The sequence below is a fragment of the Flavobacterium sp. genome (assembly GCF_039595935.1).
GTDB lineage: Bacteria > Bacteroidota > Bacteroidia > Flavobacteriales > Flavobacteriaceae > Flavobacterium.
In genome coordinates, this window is the sequence record NZ_JBCNKR010000004.1 from 934,940 (window position 1) to 947,378 (window position 12,439).

The 12,439-nt window shown below is 31.7% G+C and carries 13 protein-coding genes, 1 other RNA gene and 2 pseudogenes; 6 read left to right on the forward strand and 10 right to left on the reverse strand.

Annotated elements, in window-relative coordinates; translation table 11 throughout:
* Window positions 1–3: 3 nt before the first annotated feature.
* Window positions 4–1,413, reverse strand: coding sequence for an AAA family ATPase (locus ABDW27_RS04095; protein ID WP_343694695.1), 1,410 nt, complete (start codon window positions 1,411–1,413; stop codon window positions 4–6).
* Window positions 1,414–1,728: 315 nt separating this feature from the next.
* Here ABDW27_RS04095 and ABDW27_RS04100 point away from each other — a divergent pair, with 315 nt between their 5' ends.
* The 5 genes and pseudogenes from ABDW27_RS04100 to ABDW27_RS04120 all read left to right on the forward strand — a co-directional run bounded on the left by ABDW27_RS04100 (window position 1,729) and on the right by ABDW27_RS04120 (window position 6,074).
* Window positions 1,729–2,550 carry a DUF3822 family protein gene (locus tag ABDW27_RS04100; RefSeq protein WP_343694696.1) on the forward strand — a complete coding sequence of 274 codons (822 nt, stop codon included), beginning with the start codon at window positions 1,729–1,731 and terminating at the stop codon, window positions 2,548–2,550.
* Window positions 2,547–3,152: an RsmD family RNA methyltransferase gene (locus ABDW27_RS04105; protein ID WP_343694697.1), complete on the forward strand. Its 606-nt coding sequence runs from the start codon at window positions 2,547–2,549 to the stop codon at window positions 3,150–3,152. Before ABDW27_RS04100 ends, ABDW27_RS04105 begins: the two co-directional genes overlap by 4 nt.
* A 575-nt stretch (window positions 3,153–3,727) precedes the next feature.
* Window positions 3,728–5,086, forward strand: a complete 1,359-nt coding sequence (locus ABDW27_RS04110; protein ID WP_343694698.1) for a HAMP domain-containing sensor histidine kinase — start codon at window positions 3,728–3,730, stop codon at window positions 5,084–5,086.
* A 10-nt stretch (window positions 5,087–5,096) separates the two neighbouring features.
* Window positions 5,097–5,784 (forward strand): annotated as a pseudogene (locus ABDW27_RS04115) (response regulator transcription factor).
* Between the two features lie 95 nt (window positions 5,785–5,879).
* On the forward strand, window positions 5,880–6,074 hold the full coding sequence (locus tag ABDW27_RS04120) for a hypothetical protein (RefSeq protein WP_008467912.1): 195 nt from the start codon (window positions 5,880–5,882) through the stop codon (window positions 6,072–6,074).
* 3 nt (window positions 6,075–6,077) lie between these two features.
* On the opposite strand, the gene ABDW27_RS04125 is transcribed toward ABDW27_RS04120, so the two are convergent.
* The 3 genes from ABDW27_RS04125 to rnpB form a co-directional block, all read right to left on the reverse strand.
* A complete protein-coding gene (locus ABDW27_RS04125; RefSeq protein WP_343694699.1) occupies window positions 6,078–6,995 on the reverse strand; it encodes a 2-dehydropantoate 2-reductase in 918 nt (305 codons plus the stop codon).
* Window positions 6,996–7,103: 108 nt separating this feature from the next.
* Complete coding sequence (locus tag ABDW27_RS04130; RefSeq protein WP_343694700.1) at window positions 7,104–8,354, reverse strand: cation:dicarboxylase symporter family transporter; 1,251 nt, start codon at window positions 8,352–8,354, stop codon at window positions 7,104–7,106.
* A 31-nt stretch (window positions 8,355–8,385) separates the two neighbouring features.
* An RNA gene (gene rnpB, locus ABDW27_RS04135) (RNase P RNA component class A) lies at window positions 8,386–8,712 on the reverse strand.
* A 125-nt stretch (window positions 8,713–8,837) separates the two neighbouring features.
* On the opposite strand from rnpB, the pseudogene ABDW27_RS04140 reads away from it, so the two are divergent.
* Window positions 8,838–9,130: pseudogene (locus tag ABDW27_RS04140) on the forward strand (hypothetical protein).
* A gap of 202 nt (window positions 9,131–9,332) precedes the next feature.
* Here the strand turns inward: ABDW27_RS04140 and ABDW27_RS04145 are convergent.
* The 6 genes from ABDW27_RS04145 to ABDW27_RS04170 all read right to left on the reverse strand — a co-directional run bounded on the left by ABDW27_RS04145 (window position 9,333) and on the right by ABDW27_RS04170 (window position 12,421).
* Window positions 9,333–9,704, reverse strand: a complete 372-nt coding sequence (locus tag ABDW27_RS04145) for a LysM peptidoglycan-binding domain-containing protein (protein ID WP_343694701.1) — start codon at window positions 9,702–9,704, stop codon at window positions 9,333–9,335.
* A 5-nt stretch (window positions 9,705–9,709) separates the two neighbouring features.
* The gene (locus ABDW27_RS04150; protein ID WP_343694702.1) at window positions 9,710–10,189 is read right to left on the reverse strand and encodes a BON domain-containing protein; all 480 of its coding nucleotides are present in this window, start codon (window positions 10,187–10,189) and stop codon (window positions 9,710–9,712) included.
* 110 nt (window positions 10,190–10,299) lie between these two features.
* Window positions 10,300–10,797: a hypothetical protein gene (locus tag ABDW27_RS04155; protein ID WP_343694703.1), complete on the reverse strand. Its 498-nt coding sequence runs from the start codon at window positions 10,795–10,797 to the stop codon at window positions 10,300–10,302.
* 13 nt (window positions 10,798–10,810) lie between these two features.
* Complete coding sequence (locus tag ABDW27_RS04160) at window positions 10,811–11,320, reverse strand: hypothetical protein (RefSeq protein ID WP_343694704.1); 510 nt, start codon at window positions 11,318–11,320, stop codon at window positions 10,811–10,813.
* A 17-nt stretch (window positions 11,321–11,337) separates the two neighbouring features.
* Window positions 11,338–11,835 carry a LemA family protein gene (locus ABDW27_RS04165; protein ID WP_343694705.1) on the reverse strand — a complete coding sequence of 166 codons (498 nt, stop codon included), beginning with the start codon at window positions 11,833–11,835 and terminating at the stop codon, window positions 11,338–11,340.
* A 10-nt stretch (window positions 11,836–11,845) separates the two neighbouring features.
* Window positions 11,846–12,421: a hypothetical protein gene (locus ABDW27_RS04170; protein ID WP_343694706.1), complete on the reverse strand. Its 576-nt coding sequence runs from the start codon at window positions 12,419–12,421 to the stop codon at window positions 11,846–11,848.
* Window positions 12,422–12,439 lie beyond the last annotated feature (18 nt).

Here is a 12,439-nt window from a genome sequence, read left to right on the forward strand (position 1 = left end):
TTTTTATTCTTCAAAACTTTCGTCTTTAAATCCTATCAAATATAGCTTATTTTTAGCACGCGTCATAGCCGTGTAAAGCCAGCGGATATAATCATGATCGATTCCGTTTGGCAGATAAGGCTGTTCGATAAAAACGGTATTCCACTGGCCTCCCTGCGATTTATGACACGTGATAGCATAAGAGAATTTAACCTGTAAACCATTAAAATATTCGTTTTCTTTTACCTTTTGAAATCTTTTGTATTTTGTTGGCTCATCTTCATAATCTTTCATTACTTCTTCATACAAACGATTTGATTCTTCATACGTTAATGAAGGCGATTCGCTGTTTATGGTATCTAAAATCAAAACTGTTTCAAAAGGTTTTTGGTTAGGATAATCGACCATTCTGATTTTGACTTTGGCAAATTTAAAACCGTATAATTCTTTGATTCCAAAAAGCTCCAAAACTTCAATAATATCACCATTCGCAATAAATCCGGCTTCGTCACTTTCTTTCAGCCAGAAATAATTGTTTTTAACCACCATCAAAAAATCGCCAACAGAAAGTTCACTTTCTTTAAACAAAATTCGGCTTCGAATCTGCTCATTATATTGATTTGCTCTTTTGTTTGAACGAACAATAAAAGCCGTATCTTCAATACTGTAATTACTGTACGCCGTATTTATAGCATCCTGAATATCATAACCATCCGTTAAACGAACGATATCTTTAAACTTTTTGACATTGAATTTAAACTCCGTAATAAAGCTTTCTTTTAGCAGTTCTCGCAATTCAGTCGCATTGAATAAAATTCCCGAACTTTCTTCCTGACGCATTACTTCATCCAGTTCAATATGTTCAATTTCTTTATCATAATGAACGCCCAAAGTATGAATATCTAAAGCCGGACTTATATCAAGATTTACCGGTGGAAGCTGTGCCGTATCTCCCAAAAGAATCATTTTACAATTTTGTCCTGAATAAACATAATTGATCAAATCATCCAGAAGTGAACCGCTGTCTAAAGTACTGTCTGAAATCATCGAAGCCTCATCGACTATAAAAATAGTGTTTTTGTGTTTGTTGACCTGTTTTGTAAAAGCCACTCCTCCACCCGATGATTTTTTAGGAAAATATATTTTTTTGTGAATTGTAAAAGCAGCCGTATTCGAATAATTGGCGATAACTTTTGCTGCACGTCCGGTGGGTGCCAGCAAAACAAATTTTTTGTTAATGTCGCTCAGATTATTTACGATTGTAGAAATCACAGTTGTTTTTCCGGTTCCGGCATAACCTTTTAGTACAAAAATGGTATGGTTTTCTGGTTCGGTTAAAAAAATAGCAATTTTTTGAAAAAAAATATCCTGTTTATAAGTTGGTGCAAACGGAAATCTTTTCTGTAAAACGCCGTAAAACAATGCTGAATTCATAAAGTAAATTTGAAACACAAAGTTCGTTTTTTTAAATGGTAATGGCAATTTTAAACCATATAAGTGATGGAAGTTATTTAAGTTTTATACTTCGGGATTAGTTCTACGAACTTATATGGCTTAAAATTCTGTAAGCTTAAATTTACTTATATCACTTATATGGTTAAAAAATAACGCAACGATAATACTTCGCTAACCTTCTTGTAATATTGTTTTTTAAAATTGCAAGTATATTAGTTACTTTTTAATTTGTAAGTTTGTAGTCGCCTTAAATTCTTTATTGAAACAAAACAGGTAACGAATTGTAAATCAATTATGTCATTACACAATACTAATATCACATCAAAGAATTACAAAAAACTTTCGATTCAGGTTTCACTGAACGGATTTTCATTTTGCTGCTTTGATACTTTAAACAATACCATAACTGCTTTTAATGAAGTTCAGTTTGATGCTGCTCAAAATCAAAATAAAATTGAGGAGTTATACGCTTCGGCATTTAAAAATCATCCTGAATTAAAAGAAACTTACGATGATATTTTAGTCATTCACAATAATAATCTTTCGACTTTTGTGCCAACGCCTTTGTTTGATGAAGATTATTTGGCAAGTTACCTCCAGTACACAACTAAAGTATTTGATACCGATTTTTTTACATTCGACCAAATTTCTAATTACGATATGCATTCGGTTTACATTCCGTACATTAACATCAATAACTTTTTAATTGATAATGTTGGTTCGTTTGATTACAAACATGTAAACAGCATTTTAGTCGAAAAAATCCTGGAGGCGTCAAAAAACAACGACGACAAAAAAATGGTAGTCAACTTCAATCCAAATCATTTTGAGATTATTCTTGTACAAAACCAAAAACTATTGTTATTCAACTCTTTTGAATATCAAACTCCTGAAGACTTTATTTATTACATTCTTTTTACTGCTGAACAATTGAATCTGAATCCTGAAATTTTTCAGCTCGAATTGCTTGGAACCATACAGCAAAATGATCCGTATTATGCAATTGCTTACAAATACGTTCGTAATATTTCTTTTCTTGACGTTAGTACTTTAAAAGAAAGAAACAATTATACCACAGCTCAGAATCAAAAACATTATATCTTATTTCAATCATGAGAATCATTTCAGGAAAATACAAAGGGCGCCGAATTAATCCGCCAAAAAATCTACCTGTAAGACCAACGACTGATATGAGTAAAGAAGCATTGTTTAATGTTCTAAATAATCATTTCAATTTTGACAGCTTAAAGGTTTTGGATTTATTTTCAGGAACTGGCAATATCAGTTTTGAATTTGCTTCACGCGGAAGCGCGCCAATTACGTCTGTAGATGGTGATTTTGGATGTGTGAAATTCATTAAACAAGTTTCATCAGAATTTGATTTTGATATTGCGGCTACCAAAAGTGACGTTTTTAAGTTTTTAGATAATGCTAAAAGTACTTACGACATTATTTTTGCAGACCCGCCTTACGGATTGGATCAGGCTGTTTTTGAAAAAATCGTACTGACTGTTTTCGAAAGAGATTTATTAGAAGAAGACGGAATGATGATTATTGAACATTCTAAATATACCAAACTTGACCATATGAGTAATTTTTCATTTCAGAAAAGTTACGGAGGTTCCTACTTCAGTTTCTTCGAATTAAATTCGACAGATGACGAAGAAGAACTTGAAGGCGATTTGCCTTTAAAAGTTGCCGAAGAAGACGAAGGTTAACATCATAAAAAAATCCCGCTTATAAGGCGGGATTTTTTATTTCTATCTAATTCTAAGTTTACCCGAATCAGTACCAATCTTAACATAAAATCTTTTTATCAAATAGAATCTTTTGGAATTTTATTTTAAAAGTTCGCTGTGATTGAAAGACAAAAAAGCAAAAGCGCAACAAGAAGTTTTAATAACAGATAAATATTCATTTTTAAAAGTTTTTTGATTTTGTGATGATGCAAAAATGCTTCGAAAAATGCCCTGCGTAGGTTAATTGAAGGTTAATGCGGAGTTAACGTCATTTTTGTTCCATAAAAGCTTTATTTTTGGGTTGAGAAAATGGATCACGGATTTTACGGATTAAACGGGTTTACACAGATTATTTTTAAACTTAATCTTAAAAAATAAACCCACGCAAACCCGTTTCATCCCTGTTATTAGTGTGTTATAATTTCTCCCGCAGATTTTACAGATTTAGCGGATTATTTTATCTGCTAAATCTGTAAAATCTGCGAGAAAAATAAAATACAATCTGTGTCAACCCGTTTAATCCGTAAAATCCGCAAGCCATAAATTTCAAAGAAATGAAACAAAGAATCAATTTATTAATAGCTTTTTCAGTAGTCGCGCTTATTGTTTTGTCGACTGTGCAGTGCTATTTGGTAAAAACCACTTATGATTATAAAGTGGCACAGTTTCATACGCAGATTAAAAATGAAATTGCTCAAATTTCAAATAATTACAGCGATATAGATTCGTTTTTAGTTTCTAAAAAAGAAGCACTTTACACCAGTTTATCAGAGAAATATTTTCAGGGGAAAAAATCTAAAACTGACATTAAAAACGGAATTTTAGAAAATGAATACCGAAGCGCTTTAACGGCACAAATACAAAGAAAATTTGAAAGAGATTTACCAAATTTTAAAATTGATTTTGCGATTGTACTCAACAAATTTATTTTGTACCAAAACACTAAAAAAGCCGATACTATTTTTTCTGAAAAACCTTTTATTCAAAATAAATTATACGGAAACCTGATTTCATTAAATCATGCTTTTTTGGTTCGGAATTATGTTGGAACAACGAATGGAACTTTTGAAAATCAGGAATATAAATTACTGACAGAAGACTCGATGTACGTTTCGGTTATCGATTGGGAAATGATAATTTTAAAACGAATGGCCTTTGTTCTCGCTTTGTCATTATTGTCGATTCTTACGCTTATTACCTTGTTTGTCATTGCTTTAAAAGCTTTGATAAAACAAAAGAAAGTTAGTGATGTAAAAACTGATTTCATCAACAACATTACGCACGAACTCAAAACTCCTTTGGCAACTTTAGGAATTTCTACTAAAATTCTGGAGCAGAAAAACATTCGCGATAACGACGAAAATTTCACCAATATTGTCAATACTATTTCCCGTCAGAACAATCGTCTTCAGAGTCTGATCGATCAGGTTATGGCAAATTCTTTGGCAGAAAATGAAATCGAACTTCAAAAAGAAAAAATCAATGCCGAGGATTTCCTGCAGACAATTGTAAATGATTTTAAAATTACTTTTCCAAAAATTGAGATTAAAACTGATTTTCAAACTTCGAAAACCATTTTGATTCTGGATAAATTTCATTTAACAACGGCACTTTTAAATGTTTTGGAAAATGCTGTAAAATATGGTTCGAATACCATTATCGTAAAAACAGAAATTGTAGAAAGACAATTTGCAATAAGCTTTCTTGACAACGGAATTGGTATTGCCAAAAACAAACAAGCCTTACTTTTCGAAAAATTTTATCGTGTCGAACAAGGAAATCTGCACAATACAAAAGGCTTAGGCTTAGGTTTGTATTATGTTGATCAAATTGTAAAAGCACATCAGGGTTCGGTAAATGTTATCAGCGATTTAGGAAAAGGCGCTCAGTTTATTATTTTATTAAAAGTTTAATTCCCTTATTTTGAAAAAATTACTTTTAGCTGAAGATGATTTTGATTTTGCGAGCAATCTTAAAACAGTATTTAGAACTCAATCAATTTGAAGTGATCTGGGCAGAAAATGGCGAAATTGCTTTAAACTATTTTAAAAACCAGACTTTTGATATTTGCATTTTTGATGTAATGATGCCTAAAATGGATGGTTTTTCGCTGGCTGAGAAAATAATTACAATCAATCCCGAAATTCCATTTATTTTTCTAACAGCCAGAAAGTTAAAAGAAGACAAAATCATTGGCCTAAAATTGGGCGCAGATGATTATATCGCAAAGCCTTTTGAAGTCGACGAACTGGTTTTGCGCTTGCATAATATACTTAAACGAATTGAACAAAAAAGAAGCCTGGAAGGGAATAATATAATCGAAATAGGTTCCTATATTTTTGATAATGAACGTTTGACTCTTAATAACAAAAATCACGTTCAGCAGCTTACGGAGAAAGAAGCTTCACTTATTGAATATTTGTATTTAAACCACAATCAGCTTTTAAAAAGAGATCAAATTTTAATGTCTGTCTGGAAAAAAGATGATTATTTTTCTGGTCGAAGCATGGATGTTTTTATCAGCAGACTTCGAAAATATTTTAATTCAGATCCTAACATTCGTATCGAAAGTGTACGCAATATTGGATTGGAATTTAAAATTCAAAAATAAGTTTCTGCAAATCATATAAGTTTACTAAACAATTGTATAACAACAATTAAGATCTGAGGAGGTAAATTTGATTATAAATTTTAAATCTGATAATCATGAACCTAAAAAGATTTTTCGGAGGATTATTGACAATCCTCGGAATTGTAGGACTTATTTATACGGCTGTGATTTTTGCCGGAACATCTGGAGAAACCAGAGACATTAAATCATTAATTATTTATGGAATTTTAGGAATCGTATTTTTCATGTCAGGAATTAGTCTGGTTAGAACTACAAAAGATGAATCCTAAAAATTATTGAATCAAAATGCCGGCAATTTTCTCGTAAAGCGGTGTTTTTACACCGTACTTTTTCCCTTCGTTTACTACAAATTGAACCAGCGAAAGAGCTTCGGTATTTTTTCCGGCAACAAGATCTCTATGCATTGATGAAGTCGCTTCTTTAGGCGATTTTTCTAATTTTTGAATGGTTTGGGCTACAATATCATGCGGCAGTTTTAAACCTTTTGCCTGCGCAACGTCTTCAATTTCATGAAGCAGTTCTATGTAAGTTACTTTAGATTCTGTGTTATTCAAAATTTCTCCGATATTCTGATTTAAATATGCTGTTGTGGAAGCCAAAGCAGAAATAAAGATGAATTTTTCCCAAACAGTTTCTTCGATATTGTCTACTAAATAACTTTCAATTTTTGCTTTTATAAAGATGTTTTGTAATTCTTCTAACTTTGAAAATGAAGCCGTTTTAGAACCAAAAAACAATTTTTCATAAAATCCAATTTTTCGAATCGTCCCTGGCGAAAAAATCATCGAAATAATATAAACACAGCCTTGCAAAACTTCATTTTCAGGGAATAATTTCTGAATCCTTTCTGGCGCATCAACGCCATTATATAATGGAAGAATTACGGTTTCTTTGTTTATAGATTCTTTTAAGGAAGTTAAACTTTCCTCTATATCATACGTTTTGGTTGCACAAATTAAATAATCTAACTGACCAATTTCTGAAGCATCGTTTGAAACTAAATTTGGATAAACTACTGTTTCAGAATCATCGGTTACAATCTTTAATCCATTTTCTATAATTGCTTTTTGAGTTTCACCGCGTGCGATAAAAATGATTTCAACATCATCAGATTTTTGATAGGCTTTCGCCAAAAGTCCGCCGAAATAACCGCCTACTCCTCCAAGTCCTAAAATTGCTATTCTTTTCATGATTTTACTTTTTGAATGTCACCCTGAGCGAAGTCGAAGGGCATTTCTTAATTTTAAACACTTGTGATCCTTCGACTTCGCTCAGGAAGACAAAAAACTATCATTAATTTATTCTTCTAAAACAGGATTCAAATTCAACTCTGTAAAATCCCTTTCTGTTTTCGAAATGATTATAGTTGCTGCTGTATTTCCTATCAAGTTTGTAATTGCTCTGGCTTCACTCATAAATTTATCAACTCCCAGCAAAAAAGCCAAACCTTCTACCGGAATTTTATGCAATGCTGTTAATGTCGAAGCCAAAACTATAAATCCGCTTCCGGTAACGCCTGCCGCTCCTTTCGAAGTAATCATCAAAATTCCAATTACTGTTAAAATTTCGAAGAAACTCAAATGCACATCATATAATTGCGCCAGAAATATGACCGACATCGATAAATAAATCGAAGTTCCGTCAAGATTAAAAGAGTAACCCGTTGGAATCACCAATCCCACAACCGATTTACTGCATCCCATTCTCTCTAATTTTACCATAATACTTGGCAGAGCCGCTTCTGAAGATGAAGTTCCTAAAACCAGCAAAAGTTCTTCTTTTATATATTTTAAAATTGAAAGAATACTGATTTTGTAATATCTCAAAATACTTCCCAAAATTAAAAAAACAAAAAGTGCCATTGTCAAATAAACGCAGAGCATTAGTTTACCAAGCGGAATTAAAGTTGCTAAACCAAATTTACCTATTGTATAGGCCATGCCGCCAAATGCACCAATTGGGGCAAGATACATTACATATTTTAATCCTGTAAAAACGACATTTGAAATTCGTTCTAAAACTAAAATTGTTTGTTCTCTTTTTTTGTAAAAATTCAAAGCAATTCCGCATACAATGGCCGCCAATAAAACCTGTAATGTAAAATTAGAAAAGAAAAACTGGAGCCATGAAAAATGTTCTGCAGAACTATTGGTGTACTGACTTGCATCGCCCAGAGTCAATCCAGATTTATCAATTTTTCCCGGTTTAAAAATATAAGCAACCGCAACTCCAATAGCAAGCGCAACTGTCGAAACAACTTCAAAATAACCTAAAGCTTTTACACCAATTCGGCCTACTTTTTTAAGGTTTCCCATTCCCGAAATTCCCAAAACAATCGTCAGGAAAATAATCGGCCCGATAAAAAGCTTGATAAGATCAACGAACTTTTCACCAACAATTTTCATTTTCACGCCATTTTCGGGCGAAAAATGACCCAGTAAAACTCCAACAATAATGGCAATCAAAACCCAAAAAGTAAGATTGGTAATTACAACACGAAAAAGGCTTTTGTTTGTTTTAGATGCAGGGTTTGGAGTAGAAATATTCATGAAATTGGGTTAGTTAGTTTCACAAATATATAAAAAATGCAGACCTATAAGCCGGATTCTGTCCCCGATAAATCGAGGCCTTATCATTTATCTAGATTCCGAATTACTCCGGAACTCAAGCTACCTACCCTTCAACAACGGACGAGAAGCCCTTAAATGCTGATATACTTGGTATTTCACCGCATAGAGTTTACCTGGTTTCACTACAGCCTTACCTGTACATACTTTCTGCTGCACTTGTCCTAATCCTCTCGTTCCAAAAAACGACAGAACCGACGGGCGTTACCCGCTATGCTTCTCTGTGGTGTCCGGACTTTCCTCCCTCCCTAATTGGAACGGCGATAAGGCGGTCTGCGCTGCAAAAGTAACACTTTATGAACGAAGAATAATAATTTTAAATTTCTGAATTCACTTGGATTTACATAACATTTTAATTTTAAAATAGTTATCTTTAAAATTCCATAATTTTTAAATTCAATTACTATGAAAAGAATGTATCATTACGCAACTGTTTCAAAGGCTTTAGATCAATTGAATGAGAAAGGATTTACATGCGATTTTAATCGAAATGCAGATGTGATTAAAAAAATCCTGAGAAATTTGAAATTGTTCATGTGTATCGATACGAAGGGGAATCAGACCCTGGCGATGAGGCAGTTGTATACGGAATTAAATCTACTTCCGGAAAAAAGGGAGTTTATGTTGCTGGCTTTTCAGCCGATTCAGATCAGGAAACTGCTAAGTTTTTATTTGATTTAAGTATTAGGGGAAGGTAATTAATAATGATTACATCCAATTTTGTCATTTCGACGAAGATTGAAAATCAACTACTAAGATTTCTTCTTTCGTCGAAATGATTTAAAATTTGGTAAACCTTTGTCGAATTTCTTCATGAGATTGCTTCGTTCCTCACAATGACTTTGTGAACTTTGTTGCGGTTAAAAAATAAAAAAGCTCGTCATAGAAGAACTTTTTAAATTATACTGTTGGTATTTTTAATTTCCAACCAGGCTGAATTAAATCTGGATTTGTAATTATATCTTTATTGGCTTCGTAAATATCCTGCCAGGAAACTCCGTAGGCTTTTCCTATTTTTGAAAGAGAATCTCCTACTTCAACCGTATATTCTCTTGAAACACCTTCTGCAACGTCAATATTCAATACCATATCTGCTGATCTAAAATCAGGATCAATTTTATTATAAGCATTCCAAAGTTTATCTTTATCTAAAGCCGATTTTGCTGTACCGTCAATGTATAAAACATTTCCATGTTCTCTAACTTGTAAATCAGCAATTTGCAATTCTTCAGCTAAATTCGTTACTTCTCTGTATTTATCTTGTAAACTCATGACATTTATTTAATAGTTAATTTGTTATCGACTTTTTTTGGCTTTAATTCTTGTACTCTTTGAATTAAAGACTGCAGTTGATCTCTTTTGATTTCTCCGGAAAGTGTTACTACACCACCTACAACAGTAGCACTTACTCCATCATAAGCTTTAACTACTTTGCTTACAGACTTATCCAAATCAGCATCTGAATTAATTATAACTGCCGCCGCCGCTGGTTCTACATTTGGCTCAGGAATCTGACAGTTATTGACTACTGTTTTAACCCCCTGAACTGATTTAACAGATTTCTCGATATTTTTCTTAAAAGCTTCATCATCACAGGTTCCCACTATCGTAGCAACACCTTCGTGTACCGTAACGTGAATTCCAGGTGTATCGTTTAATTTTTCGTTGATTTGTTTTTCGATATCCGCATCTTTAGGAGTACAAGCCAGTAAAGAAAAGGCAAGCCCCGTTCCTAATAAAATCGATTGAATTTTCATAACATAATATTTTAATAATTAACTATTTAAAATTAAATAGATTAACTACCAAAACATTATAGGATATTCTTGCGGGTGTTATATCTTTTCCAGTAAAAAGCAGAAAGTAATTAATTTATTTCTTTTAAATATTTTAAGTAATCTAATAACGAATCGGGGATTTTAATAAATCCTGTCTGATAAATATCTACAAAATAGATTTCATTTTCTTTCATTCCGTCTAGAATTCCTCTTTTTAAAGCCTGAATATCGCCTTTTCTAACAATTAGAATTTTAAAATAATTGTTATTATCTTTTAAAGTGAGTTCATTAAAATCTGATAATTTTGGATCATTGTAGATGTTTTGCTGTCCGATATCAGCACCTAAATAACTTTCAAATTTTCCAAAATCATAATACGGATTATTATTGTCTAAATTTCTGTATGTCTTTCTGTTTCCCTTTTCTAAAATAAATTCCTTGACTTTTTCAAAATCTTCTACAGAAAATTGATTTGTGATTTTTAAAAAATGAGTTTGATTTGAAGTCATAGTTTGACAAAATGAATTTACTGAGTTTAGTAATACTAACAGAAAAATAACCGATTTTGAAATACTTAAAGATTTCATGATTTGATCTAAATTATACCCTTACAGTTTCAGCACCAGCTGAAATCGTACTATTATTTAAAACCGAAATTAATTCCTGAACCTGAATTAGCGGAAGTTTTACAACTGTTTCTATTTCGGCATTTCCGCAGGTAATAATCAAAACAGCTTCATTATCTTCTTCATAACCAACAGATTTATGCGAATACTGTGGATGAATTAATTCTATTTCTTTTTTAGCATCTTTAAACCAGCCGTAATTAGCTTCATAAATAATTTTATTAGGCAAAAAATCTATGATTTCTTCTCCATAAGTATTCCACAATGAAACTCGAAGAAGATAAAATCCCAAAAGACCAAACAACCCAATTGCGAAAAAATAACCAATATGCATCCCACCACCGCCTGCAATACTTACGATAACTCCTAATACCGGAAAAACAAAAAAAGAAAAGCTTAAAACATACGTTATCAACCTAATAATGAATGGTGATTTTTTTACTTTTAAGTTTAGTGTATTAAATTCAAGTGTATATTGTTTCATATAAAATTTGATAAAACTTAAAATTTCACTTCTGGAGACTGAGTATTAGAAGTTGTTTTAAAAATTAAAGATGTTTCATTTAAACTTAAACAGCTATCATTATATTTTTTAGTTCTGGTAAAAATTTGCTCCTCTGTTGTTGACAATTGATCATTGATTGAAAGCACTTCATTACTGGTTTTCATTTTAAAATCAGATTCTAAAGTAACTAATATTCTAACTAAATGAGTATTTAATTCGTCATTTCCTTGTTTAACTTTATCAACTGATTCTCTATTTAAAACTTCATTTTCGCATGTAACTTTTAGCTTTTTTGCATTGAAAACCGTTTTATCTAATTCTGTTTTCTCAATTACTTTAGCCGTTCGAAGCTTATTAGTAAGCTTTAAAACTATTTCAGTCTTAAGAATAAAAGATTTCTTAAGACTCTTCCAATTTTTATCAATGTCAGTTTTATTTTGAGCGAAAGCACTTAAGCTTAAAAAAAGAAAAATTAATATTATATATTTTTTCATCGACAAATTATTATTTCAAAATCAAATCAAAAATTGTTTTCTGCTTTAATAATCTGGCCTGTAAAAGAGGAATTCCAATAGGAAAACACCATACGGCAGCAAAATAAAGGAGCTCATGAGTGCGGCTGTTCTCTTGTAAGGAATGGATTTTTTTACCAACAAAGTAACTTATATAAATATAGCTGGCAAATACAAACATCATATATAAACTTCCTGCAATTTCAAGAATTGTCCATGTTGAGTTTTCTAATAAAATTGGATTTTTTGTTATGTCCATTTCCAGACCTAATATAAATCTAATTATAGCATGAGAGAAAAATATCCAATATGCAATTTTAAAATACTTTTTATCTAATGCTGCTTTTTCTTCAATATAATACATAACTCCCCAAACCCAGACAAAATAAATTATTCCGGCTATAGTTAGTGTAATTAAAATTAGAGGAAAGATAAATTCAAAATTGGCAAAAATGCCTATAAACTGCATTATTCCAGTTATGATTGACGCAATAAAAGGCAGAATAATAAAAAAAAGGATTAAAGTGATTGGTTTTAAATTAAGAATTTTGGAGGTTAATTTTTCCATTACAGTTTTTAGTTGGTT